Genomic DNA, 21,201 nt, shown 5'->3' with positions numbered 1-21,201 from the left:
TCTTTGACAAACTCGGAAGCGGCAGGCGTTACAGCCAGCCCAGGTAATGCGCCAGGTGGGCCAGCGGAATGCTGAAGGCCAGGCTCAACAGGGTGCGTTGCAGCCAGACCAGCAGGAGGTCGCGCAAACGCAGGGGGATTCGGGTGGCGAGCACACAGGGGATCGAGGCGGACAGGAACAGCACACTGCTCACCGAGACGATCGCGGTGACGAACTTGACCTGTGCCTCGGCGTCCCTCAGCAGCATCGCCGGCAGGAACATCTCGGCCAGACCCGAGGAGATCGCACCGGCCACCGCCATTGGCTGCTCGAGGCCGAACAGCCAGGTCAGCGGGTACAGCAGCAGGCCGATGGCATCGAACAGCGGGGTGTACTTGGCGGCCAGCAACCCGAGCAGGCCGACCGCGAGAATGCTCGGCAGGATCGCCGCGGTCATGCGCAGCCCGTCGATGAAGGTTTTCCGCAGTGCGCTGGGCAGCGACGGCGCGCAGGCGGCCTGTTCGAGCCCCGCGCGCCAGGCGCTGGCGATGCGGCTGTCGCCGGCCGGCAGGGGCGGCTCGGGGCGGCGCTCGGACGGCAGGCGCGACAGCGGATAAATGCGCGCGCTGACGGCGGTGACGCTGAAGGTCACCAGCATCGCGCTCCAGAAATACAGGTTCCAGATGTCCATCAGGCCGAGGGTCTTGGCGATGATCACCATGAACGGCACCGAGACGGTGGAGAATCCGGTGGCGATGATCGCCGCCTCGCGCACGCTGTAATGGCCCTGGCGGTACATGCGGTCGGTGATCAGCAGGCCCACCGAGTAGCTGCCGACGAACGAGGCCACGGCATCGATCGCGGACTTGCCCGGAGTGCGCCAGATCGGCCGCATCACCGGTTGCATCAGCACGCCGACCAGCTCCAGCAGCCCGAAGCCGATCAGGAACACCAGCGCCAGGGCGCCGAGCGGCACTATCAGCGCCAGGCTGAGCACCAGCTTGTCGAACAGAAACGGCAGCATGCCCGGCTGATACAAGGCCGCCGGCCCGACGCCAAACAGATAGCCCACGCCAATCAGCAGGCCGAACACCTTGAGCACGGCGAATACCGTGCGGGTCAGGTCGCCACGCCAGCTGCCGCTGAACCAGGGTTGCAGCGCACCGTAGAGCATGAACAGCAGTGCGATCGCGATGACCAGTGGCCGCGCGTGGGCGAGCAAGGCGCTGGCGCTGTGATCGAGCAGGATGGTCGAGCGACCGTCGATCTCGAACGGCACGAAAAACACCAGCAGCCCGATCAGGCTGTAACCGAGCAGACGCGCCAGGGCACGGCCCGGCGAGACATGGACGAGGGTGGTGGCCGGGTCAGACATGGTCGTCCTCCCGGCGGAGCGCTCGAACGCTGAAAAGCATCATCGGTGGTTCCTCTGTAATTGTTTTTGTCAGAGAAAGGGCTGCGCGGGCTCAGCCGGTCAGGGACAGCAGGTGAATCAAACGCGCCGCCAACCGCGCGGTGCGGCTGTCGATGTCGTGTTCGGGGTTGAGCTCGGCGAGGTCGGCCAGGCGCAGCTTGCCGCTGTCGCGGACGCGTTCGAGCAACGGCTCGAGCAGTGCCAAGGACACGCCGCGCGCAGCCGGTGCGCTGACGCCAGGGGCTTCGCAGGCGGGCAGCACGTCGATATCGATGGTCAGGTAGACGGCATCGCAGTCGGCGATGAAGCGATCCAGGTCGGTGCTGATGGCCGCCAGGCTGGCCTCGCGGATCTCACGGTCCTCGCGCACCAGCACATCCAATTCGGCGGCGCGCTTGTACAAGGCGCGGGTGTTGCTGGCACGGCTGACGCCGATGCAGGCGTACGCGAAGGGCCAGCCGCGTATGGCGCATTGCTCGGCGATCTGCGCGAACGGCGTGCCAGACGAATGCACCTGGGCCGGATCGCGGAGATCGAAATGCGCATCGAAGTTGATGATGCCTATGCGGGGAGGAACGGCCTGCGCGGATCGATCGCCGCCCAAATGCGCCGCCAGGCCCTGCCAGCTGCCGAACGCCACTTCATGCCCGCCGCCCAGTACGATCGGCAGATGCCCGGCCTCCAGCAATCGGCCGACACACTCGCCCAGACGCGCCTGGGCAGCCTCCAGGTCGCCATCGGCACAGACCACGTCACCGACATCGTAGGCCGGTCCGCTGCGATGCCAGGCCAGATTGGCCAGCGCCTTGCGCATCGCCAGCGGGCCATTCGCCGCGCCGACCCGGCCATGATTGCGCCGCACCCCCTCGTCACTGGCGAAGCCAAGCAAGGCCAGTCCCGGTGGGTTGCCCTCGACGAGCGGCTGGACGCGCTGGTGCCAGCGCGCGCTGTCTGCCTCGGGATCGACACGCCCCTGCCAGAGCGCCATGGAATGACGGTCAGCCCACATGGCGATCGGCCTCCTTGTCATAGCTGACGACACCGCCGACGATGCGCTGACGCAGTCGTCCCGGCTGTACCGCGTACGCCAGCTCGGCCGGCGTTCGGACATCCCACAAGCACAGATCGGCTGGCGCGCCGACGGCGATGCGGCCCAGTTCGGGTTTACCCAAAGCCTGCGCCGCGTGTGCGGTCATGCCGGCCAGCGCCTCGCGAGGGGTCAGACGGAACAGCGTGCAAGCCAGATTCAGGTTCAGGGTGGGGAAACAGATGGGCGCGGTGCCGGGGTTGGCATCGCCGGCCACCGCCATCGCCACACCGTACTGACGCAGCAACGCAATCGGCGGCAGCTGGGTTTCGCGCAACGTGTGATAAGCGCCCGGCAACAGGGTCGCGACCGTACCGGCAGCGGCCATGGCCTGCACCCCGGCCTCGTCGAGAAACTCGATATGGTCGGCCGATTGCCCCTGATAACGCGCCGTGAGGGCGCTGGCGCCCTGGTTGGACAACTGCTCGGCATGCGCCTTGACCGGCAGGCCGTGCCGTTGCGCCGCCTGAAAGACCCGCTCGCACTGGGCTGCGCTGAAGCCGATGTGCTCGCAGAACACGTCCACCGCATCGGCCAGGCCCTCGGCTGCGGCCGCCGGGATGATCTCGCCGCACACCAGGTCGATGTAACCGTCGCTGTCGTCGGCATATTCGGGTGGCAAGGCATGCGCCGCCAGCAAGGTCGTGGTGATTCGTACCGGCAGCAGCTCGCCGAGGCGGCGCGCCACCCGCAGCATTTTCAGCTCGTCGGCGGTCGTCAGGCCATAACCGGACTTGATCTCGACGGTGGTCACGCCATCGGCCAGCAGGGCCTGCAGCCGAGGCAGGCTCTCGTCCAGCAACTGCTCCTCGCTGGCGGCGCGAGTGGCGCGCACGGTACGGAGAATGCCACCGCCGGCCTTGGCGATTTCAGCGTAATCGACACCTTCCAGACGCTGCTCGAATTCATCGGCGCGGTTACCGGCATAGACCAGATGACTGTGGCAATCGATCAGACCGGGCGTCATCACACCCCCGCACCCGGCCTCGAAGGCACCGGCGACCTGCGCCTCGTCGAGTTCGGACATAGGCACCATAAGCGCGACGCGACCGGCCTCGACCAGCACCGCCATGGGTTGAGGCAGGGTCTGCCTACCGTCGAAGACGCTTACGGCACGCCATAGCAGGCGCTTATCGGGAGTGGAAGGCATCGGGACTGACCTCGGCTTGTCTTATTGTATATACAATAGAAAAGACACAGAGCGTGGTCAAGCACCTATAACCGCTATTTACCGGCGCGTAAGCCGCTTATTACCCAGGCAGCCACTACCCTAACGAGCGCCATTGTATATACATATAAGAACCGCCCGGTATGGTGCCGATGAGTCGGCCGATCCCGGCGCAGCGTGCGTTGCGCCAACCCGGCGCCTGCACTGCCCCTCGATGGGGCCGCACAGACGTCGAGGCGTCGCTCGCCGGGCAGTGGTTCTGGTACGACTGGATGAGGCCGCGCGGCTGGCGGCTGGCGGCAGAGCATCGGTATCGCTATTCGCCGCCGCCACAGGTGACGCATGCCGCGGACGATTACGACGTCCAGCATGCGCGCGCGAGCCGCGGTGGCGCTGCATCGGGATGCGTGCAAGGGTCCGTAGCGGGCTTGGCAGGGTGGGTAGCGTCGTGACACCCCGGTGGTGGCGCTGACCGCGACGGCACCGACGGGTCTGATCAGGAGGCGCTGGCCAGGCTGGCCAGGGCGGTGCCAGGCCGCGCAACGGCCTGGCGGGGCTCGAACGCTAGTTGGCGCCGCGACGCAGCGCTGCGGGCGAGAAGTCGCGTGGCCCCATCTGGGCGCTGAAGTCGTACATCGGCTCGTTATTGTCCAGGCCGTCGACGAAGTAGTTGCCATCCTTGAGGTGGTACAGCGTTTCCACGGTACTGCCGAACATCGGCACCTCGTAGTAGCTGATCGGATGACTCTCCTGCAAGCCGATCAGCTCGGCATCGCCATCGAACAGATCGACCGCCAGGATCTGCCAGCTGTCTTCGTCGATATAGAACCGGCGCATGGCATAGGGGTGGCTGAATCCCTTGCGCAGCGCCGCCTCGACGATCCACACCCGATGCTGCTCGTAGCGCAGCAGGTCGGGATTCAGGGTCCGTGCACCGACGATCGACTCATAGGGAATGCCCTGCTGATGGATCGCGTAGCTGTTGTAGGGCACAAGCATTTCCCGCTTGCCGATCAGCTTCCACTCGTAACGATCCGGCGCGCCGTTGAAGGAGTCGACCACGTCGGCGGTCGCCAGTCCGCTGGTGTCCGGTTGCAGCGAGTCGTAGGCCAGCGAAGGCAGACGGCGAACCCGGCGATCGCTCGGGCTGTAGCGCCAGGCCTTGCGGATCGCCAACACCTGATCCATGGGATCCTGTACCACCAGGGCGGTCCCGGAGAGCTTAGCCGGCGCGGTTACCCGGTATTTGTAGAACAGCAGCGTATTGTCCAGCTGCGCGGGGGTCATCCCCTCGCGGTTGTAGACGTAGTAGATGTGCCGGTCCCGCTTGATCAGGCTGGCCCTGCCGTTGATGACGACGGCCTGGTTGTTGACCATGTGGGTCTGCTCGCCCTTGTAATGCAGGATATGGTTCCAGATGACCTGCATACCGTCCTCGGGCAGCGGAAACGGGATACCGGCGACCGCCCCGGTGATGCCGTTGCCATTGGCGATCAGCTCGGCTGACTCCGCATTGGCACGCGTCTGGTCATAGATGCGCTGGGGTGCCGCGGCGCTGCGGCGTGTCGGGAATACGCGCAGGTAGAAGTCCGGATCACGCTCGACCAGAGCACGCAGCCCTTCCGGCAAGAGCGCCGCGTATTGCGCGACATTGGTGCTATCGACCCGGTAGAGAACCGGATCAGCTGCGAACGGATCGGGATGATGCATGCCCGGTTGGTAATTGGCCGGCGCTGTCACCCCACCGGTCCACGCCGGGATGCTGCCGCTGGCGTTGCCGGCCCGCTCGGCGCCCAGTGGCGTCAGATCCTGGCCCAGGCGTGCCGCCTGAGCCTCGTCTACCTTGGCCTGGACCTGGCTGGCACAGAGCGCCATTAGCAGAACTGCACATTTCCTATACATCGCTTTTGCTCCTTGCTGCGCAAAGGACGCGCGGCAGATAACGGCCTTTGCCGATAGGCAAGGCGCTCGTTGAGGCGTTGGGAGATCGTGCCGTCCTGGCATGCTCTTGTTTTATCTGGTCTTCCCTGAGGCCGCGGGTCGCGGCGCTGGCGGGTGCCACACGACAACCCTTTTTTCTATCAGTCGACGCGCTCGAACTTGAGATCCCAGACCCCATGGCCCAGGCGCTCGCCACGGCGCTCGAACTTGGTCGTCGGGCGCTCTTGTGGACGCTCGACGTATTGCCCATTGGCCGCCTGGTTGCGGTAGCCGGGCGCGGCGCTCATCACCTCGCGCATGTGTTCGGCATAGGCCTGCCAGTCGGTGGCCATATGCAATACCCCGCCGACCTTCAGCTTTTGCCGCACCAGTTCGGCGAATGCCGGCTGGACGATGCGCCGCTTGTGGTGGCGACTCTTGTGCCAGGGGTCGGGAAAGAACAGCAGGACCCGGTCCAGACTGGCATCGGGGACGCATTCACGCAGCACTTCCAGCGCATCGCAACTGTAAACCCGCACGTTCGTCAGGTTTTGTGACAGAAGTCCGTTTAGCAGCGCACCGACGCCGGGTGTATGCACCTCGACGCCGATGAAGTCCTGTTCAGGTGCGGCCGCCGCCATTTCCAGCGTGGAGTGGCCCATGCCGAAGCCGATTTCGAACGTGCGCGGTGCCGACCGGCCAAAGACCTGGTCGAAATCGCGCATGCCGTCGGCCAGTTCCAGGCCGAATCGCGGCCAACCCAGGCCCAGGCCGCGTTGCTGGCCTTCGGTCATGCGCCCGGCGCGCATGACAAAGCTTTTGATGGTGCGCATGCGCCGTTGGCCGTCAGCCGGAGAGAGGGTGTCGCTCATGAATAGACCTGTAGAAAAAAGGAACGGCCGCGCCCGGAACGAACGCGGCCGGAGACGGGATCACTCAGCGAATCAAGCCTTCGAGCGGCGAGGACGCGCTGGCGTAGAGTTTCTTCGGCATGCGTCCGGCCAGATAGGCCAGGCGCCCCGCATCGATCGCGTATTTCATGGCTTCGGCCATCAACACCGGATTCTGCGCATGGGCGATAGCGCTGTTCATCAGCACCGCCTCGCAACCCAGCTCCATGGCGATGGTCGCGTCGGAGGCGGTGCCTACGCCGGCGTCGACCAGTACCGGCACCTTCGCCTCTTCGAGAATGATGCGCAGGTTGTAGGGATTGCAGATACCCAGCCCGGTGCCGATCAGGCCGGCCAGCGGCATGACCGCGATGCAGCCGATTTCCGCCAGCTGCCGCGCAATGATCGGGTCGTCACTGGTGTAGACCATGACGTCGAAGCCGTCCTTGACCAGCACTTCGGCGGCCTTGAGGGTTTCGATGACGTTGGGGAACAGCGTCTTCTGGTCGGCCAGCACTTCCAGTTTGACCAGCTTGTGGCCGTCGAGCAGCTCGCGGGCCAGGCGGCAGGTGCGCACTGCCTCGTCGGCGTCGTAGCAACCGGCGGTGTTCGGCAGGATGGTGTAGCGCTCCGGCGAGATGACGTCGAGCAGGTTAGACTCGCCCGGGTTCTGGCCAATGTTGGTGCGGCGCACCGCGACAGTGACGATTTCGGCGCCGGACGCCTCGATGGCGGCGCGGGTCTCGTCGAGATCCTTGTATTTGCCGGTGCCTACCAGCAGACGCGACGTATAGGTGCGGCCGGCAAGCGTAAAGGGTTTGTCGTGCGGAACTGGGCTCATGCGACCATCCTGTTCATCTGTAATGAAGCGAAGAAGTACGTCGCTGCACGGGCGACGTCCGGAATTGCTATCGAGGCGGTAAGCCGATCAACCACCGCCAATCGCGTGCACGACTTCGACCTGATCGCCTTCGGCCAGGCGCGTCGTGCCATGTTGGCTGCGCGGTACGATGTCTCGATTGAGCTCGACCGCCAGCCGCCGCCCAGTCAGGTCCAGGCGTTGCAGCAGATCGGCCACCGACTGACCGTCAGGGAGCTCGTAGCGCTCGCCGTTCAACTGGATGTGCATAGTGATCGCCACCATTGACAAGGGGGCCCGCATTCTAGCCCGATCGCCCCGGCGCACCAAGGCGACGCGCGTTGCCATTCATCCATGCCGCCGTGGTGCGATCACTCACCCGCGAAGGTTCCAGGCCGCCAGCAGCAGGCAGAGCCATCCGGCCAGAAAGGCGGTGCCGCCGATAGGAGTGACGATGCCGAGGCGGGTAACGCCGGTCAGCGCCAACAGATAGAGGCTGCCGGAAAACAGCAGGACGCCCAGCGCGAAGAGCCCGCCAGCAGCGCTCAGCAGGCGGCCCGGCGCATGCAACGCCAGCAACGCGACGCCGAACAGCGCCAGCGCATGAATCAGCTGGTACTGCACGCCGGTCTGGAACACCGCGAGGTAGTCGGTGCTGAGACGACTTTTCAGACCATGTGCCGCAAAGGCGCCCAGCGCCACGCCGGTCAGGCCGAAGAAGGCAGCGAGCAGAAGGAATAGGCGAATCATTCAGGCGCTTCCAGTCAGGAGTGGACGACGCCGTTATAATGCCCGTTCACCCCGCCCCCGACCATGTCCATGCTCCGAGCCCTGTCGCGCCGCCTCATCAAACTGCTGCTCTGGTCGAGCGCCCTATCCGTGCTGCTGGTACTGGTGCTGCGCTGGGTTCCGCCGCCATTCACGGCGCTCATGATCGAGCGCAAGATCGAGTCCTGGAGCACCGGCGAGCCCATCGACCTGCAGCGCAACTGGCGGCCATGGAAGGTGCTGCCCGATGACCTGAAGATGGCCGTCATCGCGGCCGAAGACCAGAAGTTCGCCAATCACTGGGGGTTCGACATCGCCGCCATTCGCGCGGCATTCGCGCACAACGAGCGCGGCGGCTCGCTGCGTGGCGCCAGCACCCTCAGCCAGCAGGTCGCCAAGAACCTGTTCCTCTGGTCTGGCCGCAGCTGGGTGCGCAAGGGCTTCGAAGTCTGGTTCACCGCCTGGATCGAGCTGCTCTGGCCGAAACAGCGCATCCTCGAGGTCTATCTGAACAGCGTCGAATGGGGCAACGGCATCTTCGGCGCCGAGGCGGCGGCCCAACACCATTTCGGCAAAGGCGCGGCCTACCTGTCCACGGCCCAGGCCAGCCAGCTGGCCGCGGTGCTGCCCAACCCGCGCGAGTGGAGCGCAGGGCGCCCCGGACCGCACGTACGCCGACGTGCCAGCTGGATCCGCCAGCAGATGCGGCAGCTGGGCGGCAGCCACTACCTGAACCAGCTTCAACCGACCAAGGCCGATTGACTGACCGCTGATCCGGCGCTCGTCGGCAACCGGAACGGTCAGACGGAGCGTTATGGCAGAGCGCCATCGCAACGAGTAAGCTGCATGCGACAGGTCGCGAGATGCCGGCGACGCCCGATGGACGGGATGCCATCGAGACGGACGTGCAGTCATCCTCTCGCCGATTCGCCACCGAACGCATGGCAGCGCTAGCATGAGCGGAAACGCAATCCAGGCACCTTTGAGCAAGGTGCGGCAACTCTTTCACTGGCGTAACAGTGTCGCCTGGCTCGTGCTGGCATTCACCCTGCTCGTACAACTGGCCATTTTCCAGCACCTCACGCTCAAAGAAGAGCGCGCGGCGAACCAGCAGTTCGACTTCCTGGTCAAGACCACCACCGAAGCCATTGGCAAGCGGATGGTCGACCACGAGCAGATCCTGCTCGGCGCGGCCGGGCTGTTCGACGTTAACGCGGAGGTGTCCCGCTCCCAGTGGCGCGCCTACAACGAGCGTCTGCGGTTACGCGAGCATTACCCCGGCATCCAGGGTGTCGGCTTCGCGGAGGCCGTACGGCCAGCGGAGCGGACCGCGCACATCCAGCGGGTTCGCGCTGAGGGCTTCGCCGACTACGACGTGCACCCTCACCGCGAAGACGCCCGACTGTACACCCCTATCGTCTACCTCGAGCCATTTCGCGGCCGCAACCTGGCAGCGTTCGGCTATGACATGTTCGCCGAGCCGGTGCGCCGCCATGCGATGCTGCAGGCCGCCCGATCCGGGCAAACGCACATCACCGGCAAGGTCACGCTGCGCCAGGAGACCCACGGCGAAACGCAGGCCGGCATTCTCATGTACGTGCCACTGTATCGCCCTGACCAACCCTCGGGCACAGCCGAACAGCGCCTGCAGGCGCTCCGGGGGTTCGTCTACAGTCCTTACCGGATGGACGACCTGATGCACGGTATCCTCGGCGCCGCCGATCCCAACCTCAGCCTGCACATCTATGCCGGTGAAACGGAGGATCCCGACGATCTGATCTTCGTCAGCCGCCAGCAGCCACGCGCCGAGCCGGCACAGTACAGCCAGGTGGTACAGCTCGACCTCTACGGGCAGACCTGGACCTTGCGCCTGGAGAGCCTGCCGGAGTTCGAGGCGTTCTTTCAGGCCAGCAACTGGCTGGTCATCGGACTTGGTGCCGGCCTGAGCGTGCTGCTGTTCGTCCTGACCGCCTCCCTGTCGCTCAGGCGCAGCCGCGCCGAGGCACTGGCGCAGCAGATGACCGAGCGCATCCGCGAAAACAAACGCGCTTTGCAACTCAGCGAAGAGCGCCTCAGCCTCGCCCTCAAGGGCAGCAACGACGGCCTATGGGACCTGCATCTGGACGCCGGCAGCTTCTATGCATCGCCGCGAGCCTGGCACATGCTCGGCTATCGCCCCGGTGAGCTGCAGTCGGATCTGAAGCTCTGGGAGCGCCTGCTGGTCCCCGAGGACCTGGCGTCGGCCAAGGCACAGCTGGCGCAAACCATGCTCTCGGCGGTCGACCATTTCACCACCGAGTTGCGCTTCCTGCACAAGAGCGGGAAAGTGATTCCGGTACTCATCCGGGGCTACATCCAGCGCGACCGAGACGGCCAGCCCCTGCGCATCAGCGGCACCAGCATGGACCTCACCGAGCACAAGCGCATCGAGCAGATGAAGGACCAGTTCGTCTCGACCGTCAGCCATGAGTTGCGCACGCCGCTGACCTCCATCAGTGGCGCCCTGGGCCTGGTAACCGGCGGTGCGCTGGGCGATGTGCCGCCCGCGATGCAGCAGATGCTGGATATCGCCCATCGCAACAGCCTGCGCCTGGGCTATCTGATCAACGACCTGCTGGACATGGAAAAAATCGCAGCCGGGAAGATGGCCTTCGACATGCGCGAACATGCGCTGCGCCGGCTTCTGGACGAGGCACTGGCCAGCAATCAGGCCTTCGCCGCGCACTTCAACGTGAGCTGTGTGCTGCGCGATCCGGCAAATGTGAACGTCTGGGTCGATGGCCTGCGCCTGCAACAGGTGCTGACCAATTTCCTGTCGAACGCGATCAAGTACACCCCCGAAGGCGGCGAAGTAAGCCTGCACTGCAGCCTGCCCGATGCCGGTCACGTGCGCATCAACGTCACCGACCAGGGCCCCGGCATCCCGGCCAGCTTCCGCAGCCGGGTGTTCGAGAAGTTTGCCCAGGCCGACGCTTCGGATAGCCGTCAGAAGGGTGGCACCGGCCTGGGGCTCGCCATCACCAAAAAGTTCATCGAGCGCATGGGAGGGCGGGTCGGCTTTGAAACCAGCGAGACGCGCGGCACGACCTTCTGGTGCGAGCTGCCCATCCTCGAGCCCTCCTCGCCGGCAGCGGACCAGGGCCAGCCACGGCTGCTGGTGATCGAAGACGAACCGGACACCGGCCGGTTGTTGCACCTGATGCTGCGCGACGCCGGTTATGCCGTGGACCGGGTACAGAGCCTGCATGCGGCCCGGGACAAGTTGGCCAACGTCCGCTACGAGGCGATGACACTCGACCTTCACCTGCCCGATGGCAGCGGCCGCGAGCTGATCGACGAGGTACGCGCGAACCCGGCGACGCACCATCTGCCGATCATCGTGATTTCCGCTGCCAGCCACTTCGAGCAGCGCGAAGGTGACACCGGCATCAGCTGGCTGCACAAACCCATCAGCGCCGCACAGTTGCTGATCGCACTGAGCGATGCCCTGAGCAGTGTCAGCCCGCCGTCCTGACACACCGGCCCGGGCGCGCCGGATCTGACCCGACGAGCATAAAAAAAGGCGCTGCAGTGCAGCGCCTTGTCGATCATCCGGGAGCCAATCAGGCCTGGATGGACCCCTTGAGCTTGTTCATCGCATTCTTCTCCAGCTGCCGGATGCGCTCCGCGGACACCCCATACTTGGCCGCCAGGTCATGCAGCGTTGCCTTGTTGTCGCTCAACCAGCGCTGCTGAAGAATATCCCGACTGCGCTCGTCCAATGTCTCCAGCGCCTCGTGCAGGCTGGAGTTGGAACTGTCACTCCAATCGGCGTCCTCGAGCTGGCGGGCCGGATCGTAGCGATGATCTTCGAGATAATGCGCAGGCGACTGGTAGGCGCTGTCGTCGTCAGCATCGGCCGAGGGATCGAACGCCATGTCATGGCCAGTCAGGCGGCTTTCCATCTCGCGGACTTCACGGGCTTCGACGCCGAGGCTGTCGGCCACCCGCTCGACTTCATCGTTGTTCAACCAGGCCAGGCGCTTCTTCTGGCTACGCAGGTTGAAGAACAGCTTGCGCTGCGCCTTGGTCGTGGCGACTTTGACGATGCGCCAGTTACGCAGGATGAATTCGTGGATCTCGGCCTTGATCCAATGCACAGCGAAAGACACCAGGCGCACACCCATCTCCGGGTTGAAGCGCTTGACCGCCTTCATCAGGCCCACGTTGCCTTCCTGGATCAGGTCGGCCTGCGCCAGACCATAGCCCGAATAGCTGCGAGCGATGTGCACGACGAATCGCAGGTGGGCAAGCACCATCTGACGCGCGGCCTCGAGGTCCTGTTGGTAAAACAGACGCTCGGCCAGATCACGCTCCTGCTCGACCGTAAGCAGCGGAATGCTGTTAACCGTCTGCACATAGGCCTCGAGATTGGCTCCCGGGACCAGGGCTTGAACAGGTTGCAGATTAGTAGTCATGCAGATCCTCCGATAATGAAGCTGCAGCAGTTTAGCACTGCCGAGTCAGACTGCAAGAACCTGGAAAAGTTCCCTTACACCTCATAAAATCTCTTTAAAAACAGCAACTTAACGCGGAGCCAACTCGCTCAGGTGGCGCGCCACGGCCAGCCAGGCGCCGATATAACCCAGCAACACGGCGCCGAGCACCAGCGACAGGCCATCGTCTGCCGGCACACCTTCCAGCCCGAAGTCGCTACCGTACAGACCGGCCAGCCCAACCACGGCTTCGTTCAGCCAGCCCAGCCCGTAGGCCAGCAGCAACCAGGCAATCAGCCCGGCACCCAGGCCGTACAGAGCGCCCATGTAGAGGAAGGGACGGCGCACGTAGCCGTCGGTTCCGCCGACCAGTTTGACCACCTCGATCTCGGTCCGGCGGTTCTCGATGTGCAGCCGGATGGTGTTGCCGATCACCAGCAGCAAGGTGGCGATCAGCAGCAGGCTCAGGCCGAAGACGAAGCGGTCGCCGAGCTTGAGGATGGCGGTCAAACGCTCGACCCAGAGCAGATCAAGCTGCGCCTGCTCAACGCCTGGCAGTTCGGCAAGACGCTGGCGCAGGGCCTCGAGATCGTCCCGATCGACCTTGCTGGGCGTGACCAGAATCACGCCGGGTAGCGGATTCTCCGGCAGTTCGCGCAGCGCCTCGCCGAGACCGGACAGCTGTTGGAATTCCTCCAACGCCTGCTCACGGCTGATCCAGCTGGCTTCGGCCACATCGGGCATCTCGAGGATCTGCTCGCGCAGCGTGCGCCCCTGCTCCGCGCCCACGTCCAGCTTCATGAACAACGAAATCTGCGCCGCCCGCTGCCAGGAGCCGCCGAGGCGCTCGACGTTGTCCAGCAACAGCGCCAGCCCCATGGGCAGGCTCAGCGCCACGGCCATGACCAGACAGGTGAAGAAGCTGCCGATAGGCTGCTTGACCAGCCGGCCGACACTGTCGACCACACTGGCCCGATGGCTCTCCAGCCAGGCGTGGAACAGCGTCTTGAAATCTGGCTCATCGCCGCGCGGCTGCTCCGGCTTGTTGCGCACGCCACCGGCGCGCTCGGCCGGGTTCGGATTCTGCTCGGGTGCGCTCATCGGGCGGCCTCCCCGTCACCGATAAGACGCCCGCGCTGCAGCGTGAGCATGCGATGGCGCATGCGCGCAATCAGTGCCAGGTCGTGACTGGCAATCAGCACCGTGGTGCCGAGGCGATTGATATCTTCGAACACGCCCATGATCTCCGCCGCCAGACGCGGGTCGAGGTTACCGGTGGGTTCGTCGGCCAGCAGCAATGCCGGGCGGTGAACCACGGCGCGGGCGATGCCGACGCGCTGCTGCTGCCCCGTCGAAAGGTCCGCCGGGTATTGCAGCGCCTTGTCCTTGAGGCTGACGCGCTCCAGCGCCGTCATGACCCGCTGGCCGATCTCACGCTTGTTCAGCCCGAGGATCTGCAGCGGGAGCGCGGCGTTATCGAATACGGTGCGATCGAACAGCAGCTGGTGGTTCTGGAATACCACGCCAATCTGCCGGCGCAAGAATGGAATCTGCGCATTGCTGATTCGCGCCAGGTCCTGCCCGGCCAGCAACAGCTTGCCGCTGGTTGGGCGCTCCATTGCCAGCAGCAGGCGCAGCAAGGTGCTCTTGCCGGCACCGGAGTGGCCGGTGACGAAGAGAAACTCCCCACGCTGCACATGAAAGGACAGCTCGTGAAGGCCAACGTGACCGTTGGGATAGCGCTTGCCGACCTGATCGAAACGAATCATGCCGAGGCTCCGCTCGTCCCTTTCTCGGCGAACAGCGCATTGACGAAGGCGTCCGCTTCGAAGGTGCGCAGGTCATCGATGCCTTCGCCCACCCCGATATAGCGAATCGGCGTGCCGAACTGCTTGGCCAAGGCGAAGATCACCCCGCCCTTGGCGGTGCCATCGAGCTTGGTCAGCGCCAGGCCGGTCAGCTCCACGGCCTGGTTGAACTGTTTGGTCTGGTTGATGGCGTTCTGGCCGGTGCCGGCATCGAGCACCAACAGCACCTCGTGCGGTGCGGTCTCGTCGAGCTTGCCCATCACCCGACGGACCTTCTTCAGCTCTTCCATCAGGTTGTCCTTGGTATGCAGACGGCCGGCGGTATCGGCGATCAGCACATCGATACCGCGCGCCTTGGCCGCCTGCACCGCATCGAAGATGACCGACGCGGAATCGGCGCCGGTGTGCTGAGCGATCACCGCAATCTTGTTGCGCTCACCCCAAACCTGTAACTGCTCGACCGCCGCCGCGCGGAAGGTATCGCCAGCGGCCAGCATGACCTTCTTGCCTTCGAGCTGCAGCTTCTTGGCCAGCTTGCCGATGGTGGTGGTCTTGCCGACGCCGTTGACGCCGACCACCAGGATCACGAAGGGCTGCTTGCCGCTATCGACCGCCAGCGGTTGTTCGACAGGCTTGAGCAGCGCGGCGAGTTCTTCCTGCAACGCCTTGTACAAGGCGCCGCTGTCGGCCAGTTCCTTGCGCGAGACGCGGCGGGTGAGGTTCTGCATGATCGCCGTGGTGGCTTCGACGCCGACGTCGGCGGTCAGCAAGCGGGTTTCCAGCTCGTCCAGCAGATCGTCATCAATGACCTTCTTGCCCAGGAACAGACTGGCCATGCCTTCGCCGATGCTGGCGCTGGTCTTCGACAGGCCCTGCTTGAGGCGTGCGAAAAAGCCCAGCTTGGCCGGCGCCTCGACGACGGCAGGCGTTGGTTCGATGGCGATCTCGGCCAATGCCGGCGCTTCCGGAACGTCCTTGGGCTGGACCGGCTCGAGCTCGGGCTCGGGCTCGGTCTGCGCGGCCGTGTCCGGCTCCATCACCGGCAGTTCGGCGGGCTCGGCCAGCTCAGCGCGGGGCGGCTCTTCGGCGGGCAGTTCTTCGCGTTGCAGGCTATCGGGCTCGTCCGCGAATGGCTGGCTGTCTTCCAGCGGCTCGGCCGGTGGCGGCTCGGCGGCGGGCGTCTGCGGCTTCTTGCGCAACCAGCCGAACAAGCCTTTCTTTTCGCCGGTCGCGGCCGGCGCCTTCTTATCGTCGTTGGAACCAAACATGGAGAAGATTTTCTCAAGAGGGCGAAACGCCGGCGTCATGCCACCGGCCAGACGGGGCCTATCCTAGCACTGCGTAACCGCTGGCGCTAAGCGCGGCCATCCACCAGCGGTGCGGCACATTGATGGCCGGATGTTCGACCGCTTTGCCCTGACCCCGATGCCCCAGTACCATGGCCAACCGTGCTCGGCTGCCCCTTACCTCGCAGCGAGACCGATCCCAGAACGAGCCCTGACTATGCCCCCGATGCTACGCAGCGCCGCAGCCCTGTTGTTCGGCGCCTTGTATATGTCCCTGGTCGTTGCAGCCGACAGCCAGCCCACCCACGAATTCGCCCTGGACAACGGCCTGAAGGTGATCGTGCGTGAAGATCACCGCGCGCCGGTCGTGGTGTCCCAGCTCTGGTACAAGGTGGGGTCCAGCTACGAGTCGCCCGGACAGACCGGGTTGTCGCATGCCCTCGAGCACATGATGTTCAAGGGCAGCCGCAAGCTCGGGGCCGGCGAAGCGTCACGCATCCTGCGCGAGCTCGGGGCCGAGGAAAACGCCTTCACCAGCGACGATTACACGGCTTACTACCAGGTGCTGGCGCGCGACCGGCTCGCGGTTGCCTTCGAGCTCGAAGCCGACCGCCTGGCCAGCCTGAAGCTGCCCGCCGACGAGTTCGCCCGGGAGATCGAGGTGATCAAGGAGGAGCGTCGGTTGCGCACCGACGACAAGCCGAGCGCCCTGGCCTTCGAACGCTTCAAGGCGATGGCCTATCCCGCCAGCGGCTATCACACGCCGACCATCGGCTGGATGGCCGATCTCGAGCGCATGAGCGTCGAGGAACTGCGCCGCTGGTACGAGCGCTGGTACGTGCCCAACAATGCCACGCTGGTGGTGGTCGGCGACGTCACGCCGGTCGAGGTGCGCGAGCTGGCCGAGCGCTATTTCGGCCCCATTCCGAGCCGTGCTATACCAGAGGCCAAACGCCCCCTGGAACTGGACGAGCCGGGTGAGCGACGGTTGACCCTGCACGTCAAGACGCAGGTCCCCAGCCTGATCATGGCGTTCAATACCCCGAGCCTGGCGACCAGCGAAACGCCGCGAGAAATCCACGCCCTGCGCCTGATCAGCGCGCTGCTCGACGGCGGCTACAGCGCGCGCCTGCCACAGCAGCTCGAGCGCGGCGAAGAGCTGGTGACCAGCGCCTCGGCCTGGTACGACGCCTACGCTCGCGGCGATTCGCTGTTCGTGCTCAGCGCCACGCCCAACAGACAAAAGGACCGCAGCCTGGAAGAGGTGGAGGCGGGCCTGTGGAAGCAGCTCGAGCAGCTCAAGCAGAACGCGCCGAGCCAGGAGGAGCTCGAGCGCGTGCGCGCCCAGGTCATCGCCGGGCTGGTCTATGAGCGCGACTCCATCAGCCAGCAGGCCACCACCATCGGCCAGCTGGAAAGCGTCGGGCTGTCCTGGCGCCTGATGGACGAGGAGCTCAGCGCGCTGGAAGCCGTCACTGCGGGCGACATACAGCAAGCTGCCCGCCACTATTTCACCCGCTCCCGCCTGAGCGTGGCCCATGTTCTGCCCGAGGAGTCCAGCGATGAGTGATCGCAACCCGTTGCATCGCAGCCTGCTCGGCCTGCTGTTGATGGCCTGCCTGGGGCTCACCGCCTGCGAAGACACCGGCGAGACGGCCTCGGCGATCCCGGTGCCCACTGAAGAAACGGTCGCCACCCCGGCCGAGTCAGGGCAAGCCATTGCCAAGCAAGCCGACGAGAAACAGGCGCGGATCGAGTCCCTCGACGAGCTCGACAGCAAGCCCCTGGCACGCCGGGAGCTGGATATTCAGAGCTGGCAGACCAGCGGTGGCGCCCGGGTACTGTTCGTCGAAGCCCACCAACTGCCGATGTTCGATCTGCGCCTGACCTTTGCCGCCGGCAGCAGCCAGGACGGTGACCTGCCCGGGCTGGCGATGCTGACCAACGCCATGCTCAACGAAGGGATCGAGGGCAAGGACGTCACCGCCATTGCCGAGGGTTTCGAAAGCCTTGGCGCGGAGTTCAGCAACGGTTCCTATCGCGACATGGCCGTGGCCAGCCTGCGCAGCCTCAGCGCACCGGACAAGCGCGAGCCGGCACTGCAGCTGTTCAGCCAGGTCGTTGGCCAGCCAACCTTCCCCACCGATTCGCTGCAGCGAATCAAGAACCAGGTACTGGCCGGCTTCGAATTCCAGAAGCAGAACCCGGGCAAGCTCGCCAGCCTCGAACTGTTCGAGCAGCTCTATCAGAAGCATCCCTACGCGCACCCCAGCGAGGGCACGCCGGATACCATCCCCGCGATCAGTGCCGATCAGCTTCGCGCCTTCCACGCCAAGGCCTATACCGCCGGCAACGCGGTGATCGCGCTGGTCGGCGATCTCGACCGCGCACAGGCCGAAGCGATAGCCGAACAGGTTTCGGCCGCGCTTGCGCAGGGCCCGGCATTGCCACCGCCGCCAGTGCCGAGCGCTCCGACACCGGGCACGCGACACATCGACTTTCCGTCCAACCAGACGCACCTGATGCTGGCGCAGCTCGGCATCCCGCGCGGAGACCCCGATTACGCCGCCCTCTACCTGGGCAACCAGATCCTCGGCGGTGGCGGCTTCGGTACCCGGCTGATGGAAGAAGTCCGCGAGAAACGCGGGCTGACCTACGGCATCTACTCCGGGTTCAGCCCGATGCAGACCAACGGGCCGTTCATGATCAACCTGCAGACCCGCGCCAGCCTCTCCGAAGCCACCCTGCAGCTGGTGCAGCAACTGGTCGACGAGTTCCTGAAGAATGGTCCGACCCAGGCCGAACTGGAACGCAGCAAGCGTGAGATCGCCGGCAGCTTCCCGCTGTCGACGGCGAGCAATGCCGACATCGTCGGTCAGCTGGGCAGCATCGGCTTTTACGGCCTGCCGTTGACCTACCTCGAAGACTTCATGCAACAGGTGCAGGCGCTCTCGGTCGAAGAGGTCAAGGCCGCGATGAACAAGCACCTCAGCGCAGAGAACTTCGTGATCGTCACGGTCGGCCCGCAGGTCGAGCAGAAGCCGCTGCCGGCACCCAGCGAGAAGCCCGTCGAACAACCCAGCGGCGTCCCGGAGCACTGATGGCCAACCCACCCATCCGACCTTCTGCCCGTGGTGGCCAGGGGCAGCTACGCATCATCGGCGGCGAATGGCGCAGCCGGCGCTTCAGCTTCCCCGATGCCGAAGGCCTGCGCCCGACACCGGACCGTGTGCGTGAGACCCTGTTCAACTGGCTGGCGCCCTATCTGTCCGGCGCCCGCGTATTCGATCCGTTCACCGGCAGCGGTGCGCTGTATCTCGAGGCGCTGTCGCGCGGCGCCAGCCTGGCGCTGGCGCTGGACCTGAACGCCAACGCCATCGCCAGCCTGCGCAAGCACCTGGATACCCTGAAGTGCGGCCACGGCCAGCTGTTGCAAAGCGACGCGCTGCGCTACCTGGAAACCCAGACGCCCACGCCGTTCGATCTGGTGTTTCTCGATCCACCGTTCAACAAGAACCTGCTGCAACCCGCCTGCGCGCTGCTGGAAGGCAAGGGATGGCTAGCCAAGCAAGCCTGGGTTTATACCGAGAGCGAGGCGCAGCCCTCGACGCTCGGCCTGCCCGGCAACTGGCGGCTGCACCGCGAGAAAAAAGCCGGCAACGTGCACTACGCACTCTGGGAACGCAGCGGCGAGGCCTGACCTGGCGGCGCCGCCGGAGGCGCTCCGATCACCGGGCAGCAGGGCCTGTCACACCACCATTCGCAGGGTCGCACCGCGTCCATGACCGTCTCAGATATTCCCGTAGGTTCCGAACCCGACACCACCTTCGCGCCCGCCTGGTGGCTGCCGGGGGGCAATCTGCAGACGCTGTGGAATTCGTTCTGCCGTCGCGCACCCGTACTGTCGCGGCGCCGCGAGCGCATGTGGTTGGCCGATGGAGATTTCATCGATCTCGACTGGCACGGCGTCCATGAACCTTCGGCGCCATTGGTGCTGGTGCTGCATGGGCTGACCGGCTCGTCCAGTTCCCACTATGTGCTGGGTCTGCAGCAGCGCCTGGCCGAGCGGCGCTGGGCCAGCGTGGCGATCAACTGGCGCGGCTGCTCCGGTGAGCCGAACCTGCTGCCCCGCGCCTATCATTCCGGCGCCAGCGACGACCTGGCCGAAGTCATCGCGCACCTGCAGGCCGCTCGCCCGCTGGCGCCACTGCATGCGGTCGGCTACTCGCTGGGGGGTAACGTCTTGCTCAAGTACCTCGGTGAAGCGGGTGGCGCGGCGCCGCTGCAGCGGGCCGTCGCCGTCTCGGTCCCCTTTCGCCTCGATCAGTGCGCCGACCGCATCGGTCGCGGCTTCTCGCGCGTCTACCAGGCGCATTTCATGCGCGAGCTGGTGGCCTACGTGCGCGACAAGCGGCGGCTGTTCGCCAGCCAGGGGCGTACCGAGCATCTGGCTGCGCTGGAACAGCTCGGCTCGCTCGATGGCATGCGCACCTTCTGGGATTTCGACGGCCGGTTCACCGCACCGCTGCACGGCTACGCCGACGCCAGCGACTATTACCGCCGCGCTTCGAGTCGCTATTTCCTGCCGGACATCCGGGTGCGCACCCTGCTGATTCAGGCCGAGGACGACCCCTTCGTGTCCCGCCACAGCGTGCCCGAGCCCGCGGAGTTGTCGGCGAGCACCGCCCTTGAGCTGCATCGTACCGGCGGCCATGTCGGCTTCGTCGAGGGCACCCCGCTGGCACCGCGCTATTACCTGGAGCAGCGGATACCCGAGTGGTTGTCGGCGCCCTAGAGCCGTGCGGACGATGACGACGCATCGTCCTGGATGATCGTCGCTCCGTCCAGTTGCGCCAGCAGGCGCGCCACGGCCGGGCGCCACGGCGGCGTCACGAAGCCCTGCTCCAGCGCCAGCAACTGGTAAATGCCGCGGCGCAACATGCCTCTGTCGAGTACCTGGTCCGGGGCGCCGTGCAAGCTGCAGAGGAACTGTACCCAGGACGTCATGATGATCCAGGCATTGACTGCCAACGCCTCCACTTGAGGCGCGGTCATCTCGAGCATGCCGGCGTCCACGAACCCCTGGTAGATGCGTCGCGCACTGAGCAGATGGCGCTGGGCGAACAGCCGATAACGCTCGGCCAGCTGAGCATCGCTGCTGAGCAGGTGCTCCAGATCGCGATGCAGGAAGCGGTAGTCCCACATCGCCGACAGCAGCGCCTCGAGGTAGCGAGCCTTGTCCTCGATGGTCAACGCGCGGCCTTCCGGCAGTTGCAGGAAGCCATCGACATTCGCCTCGTAGCGCTCGAACAGCTCGGCGATGATCATCTGCTTGTTGCGGAAGTGGTAATAGAGGTTGCCCGGCGATATCGCCAGGTGCGCGGCGATATGGTTGGTGGTCACGCTGCGCTCGCCGCTGGCGTTGAACAGCTCCAGGCTGGCTTGCAGGATGCGCTCGCGGGTACTTGATTTGGCGGTCATGCGGAATTGTGTTCGGTACGCTGAAACGGAGACCGCAAAGGTAACCTGCCCGCTCGGGACGCGCAC

19 protein-coding genes are annotated in these 21,201 nt (G+C 65.3%); 6 read left to right on the top strand and 13 right to left on the bottom strand.

What is annotated here, in order from left to right; all coding sequences use genetic code 11:
* Positions 1–28: 28 nt before the first annotated feature.
* The 8 genes from KVO92_RS12670 to KVO92_RS12635 all read right to left on the bottom strand — a co-directional run bounded on the left by KVO92_RS12670 (position 29) and on the right by KVO92_RS12635 (position 8,067).
* The gene (locus tag KVO92_RS12670; protein ID WP_217475989.1) at positions 29–1,354 is read right to left on the bottom strand and encodes a YjiH family protein; all 1,326 of its coding nucleotides are present in this window, start codon (positions 1,352–1,354) and stop codon (positions 29–31) included.
* Positions 1,355–1,445: 91 nt separating this feature from the next.
* Entirely contained in the window at positions 1,446–2,402 is a 957-nt protein-coding gene (hutG, locus tag KVO92_RS12665; protein ID WP_217475988.1) for a formimidoylglutamase, read from the bottom strand.
* The gene (gene hutI, locus KVO92_RS12660; protein WP_217475987.1) at positions 2,392–3,630 is read right to left on the bottom strand and encodes an imidazolonepropionase; all 1,239 of its coding nucleotides are present in this window, start codon (positions 3,628–3,630) and stop codon (positions 2,392–2,394) included. Before hutI ends, hutG begins: the two co-directional genes overlap by 11 nt.
* 582 nt (positions 3,631–4,212) lie before the next feature.
* Positions 4,213–5,550, bottom strand: coding sequence for a DUF1329 domain-containing protein (locus tag KVO92_RS12655; protein WP_217475986.1), 1,338 nt, complete (start codon positions 5,548–5,550; stop codon positions 4,213–4,215).
* A 179-nt stretch (positions 5,551–5,729) separates the two neighbouring features.
* Positions 5,730–6,440 (bottom strand): tRNA (guanosine(46)-N7)-methyltransferase TrmB, encoded by a 711-nt coding sequence (gene trmB, locus KVO92_RS12650; RefSeq protein WP_272876507.1) that lies wholly within the window; start codon positions 6,438–6,440, stop codon positions 5,730–5,732.
* A gap of 64 nt (positions 6,441–6,504) precedes the next feature.
* On the bottom strand, positions 6,505–7,299 hold the full coding sequence (locus KVO92_RS12645) for a thiazole synthase (protein ID WP_217475985.1): 795 nt from the start codon (positions 7,297–7,299) through the stop codon (positions 6,505–6,507).
* Between the two features lie 87 nt (positions 7,300–7,386).
* Complete coding sequence (thiS, locus tag KVO92_RS12640; RefSeq protein WP_217475984.1) at positions 7,387–7,587, bottom strand: sulfur carrier protein ThiS; 201 nt, start codon at positions 7,585–7,587, stop codon at positions 7,387–7,389.
* A 105-nt stretch (positions 7,588–7,692) separates the two neighbouring features.
* Positions 7,693–8,067, bottom strand: coding sequence for a DUF423 domain-containing protein (locus KVO92_RS12635; RefSeq protein WP_217475983.1), 375 nt, complete (start codon positions 8,065–8,067; stop codon positions 7,693–7,695).
* Between the two features lie 69 nt (positions 8,068–8,136).
* Between KVO92_RS12635 and mtgA the strand changes: the two genes are divergently transcribed.
* Together mtgA and KVO92_RS12625 are read left to right on the top strand one after the other, a co-directional pair.
* Positions 8,137–8,847: a monofunctional biosynthetic peptidoglycan transglycosylase gene (gene mtgA / locus KVO92_RS12630; protein ID WP_217475982.1), complete on the top strand. Its 711-nt coding sequence runs from the start codon at positions 8,137–8,139 to the stop codon at positions 8,845–8,847.
* 193 nt (positions 8,848–9,040) lie between these two features.
* Entirely contained in the window at positions 9,041–11,599 is a 2,559-nt protein-coding gene (locus tag KVO92_RS12625; protein WP_217475981.1) for a hybrid sensor histidine kinase/response regulator, read from the top strand.
* A gap of 88 nt (positions 11,600–11,687) precedes the next feature.
* Here the strand turns inward: KVO92_RS12625 and rpoH are convergent, their stop codons facing one another.
* From rpoH to ftsY, 4 genes are all read right to left on the bottom strand, one after another.
* Positions 11,688–12,542 carry an RNA polymerase sigma factor RpoH gene (gene rpoH, locus KVO92_RS12620; protein WP_217475980.1) on the bottom strand — a complete coding sequence of 285 codons (855 nt, stop codon included), beginning with the start codon at positions 12,540–12,542 and terminating at the stop codon, positions 11,688–11,690.
* A gap of 108 nt (positions 12,543–12,650) precedes the next feature.
* A complete protein-coding gene (ftsX, locus tag KVO92_RS12615; RefSeq protein ID WP_217475979.1) occupies positions 12,651–13,661 on the bottom strand; it encodes a permease-like cell division protein FtsX in 1,011 nt (336 codons plus the stop codon).
* Positions 13,658–14,329 (bottom strand): cell division ATP-binding protein FtsE, encoded by a 672-nt coding sequence (gene ftsE / locus KVO92_RS12610; RefSeq protein ID WP_217475978.1) that lies wholly within the window; start codon positions 14,327–14,329, stop codon positions 13,658–13,660. The genes ftsX and ftsE overlap by 4 nt, the downstream gene beginning before the upstream one ends.
* Positions 14,326–15,636, bottom strand: coding sequence for a signal recognition particle-docking protein FtsY (gene ftsY / locus KVO92_RS12605; protein WP_217475977.1), 1,311 nt, complete (start codon positions 15,634–15,636; stop codon positions 14,326–14,328). Before ftsY ends, ftsE begins: the two co-directional genes overlap by 4 nt.
* 235 nt (positions 15,637–15,871) lie before the next feature.
* Between ftsY and KVO92_RS12600 the strand changes: the two genes are divergently transcribed.
* From KVO92_RS12600 to KVO92_RS12585, 4 genes are all read left to right on the top strand, one after another.
* Positions 15,872–17,224 (top strand): M16 family metallopeptidase, encoded by a 1,353-nt coding sequence (locus tag KVO92_RS12600; RefSeq protein ID WP_217475976.1) that lies wholly within the window; start codon positions 15,872–15,874, stop codon positions 17,222–17,224.
* Positions 17,217–18,755: a M16 family metallopeptidase gene (locus KVO92_RS12595; protein WP_217475975.1), complete on the top strand. Its 1,539-nt coding sequence runs from the start codon at positions 17,217–17,219 to the stop codon at positions 18,753–18,755. The genes KVO92_RS12600 and KVO92_RS12595 overlap by 8 nt, the downstream gene beginning before the upstream one ends.
* Positions 18,755–19,354 (top strand): 16S rRNA (guanine(966)-N(2))-methyltransferase RsmD, encoded by a 600-nt coding sequence (gene rsmD, locus KVO92_RS12590; RefSeq protein WP_217475974.1) that lies wholly within the window; start codon positions 18,755–18,757, stop codon positions 19,352–19,354. Before KVO92_RS12595 ends, rsmD begins: the two co-directional genes overlap by 1 nt.
* An 81-nt stretch (positions 19,355–19,435) precedes the next feature.
* Positions 19,436–20,449: a hydrolase gene (locus KVO92_RS12585; RefSeq protein WP_217475973.1), complete on the top strand. Its 1,014-nt coding sequence runs from the start codon at positions 19,436–19,438 to the stop codon at positions 20,447–20,449.
* Here KVO92_RS12585 and KVO92_RS12580 read toward each other — a convergent pair.
* Positions 20,446–21,135: a TetR/AcrR family transcriptional regulator gene (locus tag KVO92_RS12580; RefSeq protein ID WP_217475972.1), complete on the bottom strand. Its 690-nt coding sequence runs from the start codon at positions 21,133–21,135 to the stop codon at positions 20,446–20,448. The two genes, KVO92_RS12585 and KVO92_RS12580, sit on opposite strands and share 4 nt — an antisense overlap.
* Positions 21,136–21,201: the final 66 nt, after the last annotated feature.

This window comes from Stutzerimonas stutzeri, from assembly GCF_019090095.1.
Classification (GTDB): domain Bacteria; phylum Pseudomonadota; class Gammaproteobacteria; order Pseudomonadales; family Pseudomonadaceae; genus Stutzerimonas; species Stutzerimonas stutzeri_AN.
The sequence above is the reverse complement of the archived record's forward strand: the minus strand, read 5'-3'. Positions and strand labels throughout refer to the sequence as shown.

Coding starts and splice junctions, on each gene's coding strand:
- KVO92_RS12670 (WP_217475989.1), bottom strand. CDS start 1,354: ATGTCTGACCCGGCCACCACCCTCGTCCATGTCTCGCCGGGCCGTGCC.
- hutG (WP_217475988.1), bottom strand. CDS start 2,402: ATGTGGGCTGACCGTCATTCCATGGCGCTCTGGCAGGGGCGTGTCGAT.
- hutI (WP_217475987.1), bottom strand. CDS start 3,630: ATGCCTTCCACTCCCGATAAGCGCCTGCTATGGCGTGCCGTAAGCGTC.
- KVO92_RS12655 (WP_217475986.1), bottom strand. CDS start 5,550: ATGTATAGGAAATGTGCAGTTCTGCTAATGGCGCTCTGTGCCAGCCAG.
- trmB (WP_272876507.1), bottom strand. CDS start 6,440: ATGAGCGACACCCTCTCTCCGGCTGACGGCCAACGGCGCATGCGCACC.
- KVO92_RS12645 (WP_217475985.1), bottom strand. CDS start 7,299: ATGAGCCCAGTTCCGCACGACAAACCCTTTACGCTTGCCGGCCGCACC.
- thiS (WP_217475984.1), bottom strand. CDS start 7,587: ATGCACATCCAGTTGAACGGCGAGCGCTACGAGCTCCCTGACGGTCAG.
- KVO92_RS12635 (WP_217475983.1), bottom strand. CDS start 8,067: ATGATTCGCCTATTCCTTCTGCTCGCTGCCTTCTTCGGCCTGACCGGC.
- mtgA (WP_217475982.1), top strand. CDS start 8,137: ATGCTCCGAGCCCTGTCGCGCCGCCTCATCAAACTGCTGCTCTGGTCG.
- KVO92_RS12625 (WP_217475981.1), top strand. CDS start 9,041: ATGAGCGGAAACGCAATCCAGGCACCTTTGAGCAAGGTGCGGCAACTC.
- rpoH (WP_217475980.1), bottom strand. CDS start 12,542: ATGACTACTAATCTGCAACCTGTTCAAGCCCTGGTCCCGGGAGCCAAT.
- ftsX (WP_217475979.1), bottom strand. CDS start 13,661: ATGAGCGCACCCGAGCAGAATCCGAACCCGGCCGAGCGCGCCGGTGGC.
- ftsE (WP_217475978.1), bottom strand. CDS start 14,329: ATGATTCGTTTCGATCAGGTCGGCAAGCGCTATCCCAACGGTCACGTT.
- ftsY (WP_217475977.1), bottom strand. CDS start 15,636: ATGTTTGGTTCCAACGACGATAAGAAGGCGCCGGCCGCGACCGGCGAA.
- KVO92_RS12600 (WP_217475976.1), top strand. CDS start 15,872: ATGCCCCCGATGCTACGCAGCGCCGCAGCCCTGTTGTTCGGCGCCTTG.
- KVO92_RS12595 (WP_217475975.1), top strand. CDS start 17,217: ATGAGTGATCGCAACCCGTTGCATCGCAGCCTGCTCGGCCTGCTGTTG.
- rsmD (WP_217475974.1), top strand. CDS start 18,755: ATGGCCAACCCACCCATCCGACCTTCTGCCCGTGGTGGCCAGGGGCAG.
- KVO92_RS12585 (WP_217475973.1), top strand. CDS start 19,436: ATGACCGTCTCAGATATTCCCGTAGGTTCCGAACCCGACACCACCTTC.
- KVO92_RS12580 (WP_217475972.1), bottom strand. CDS start 21,135: ATGACCGCCAAATCAAGTACCCGCGAGCGCATCCTGCAAGCCAGCCTG.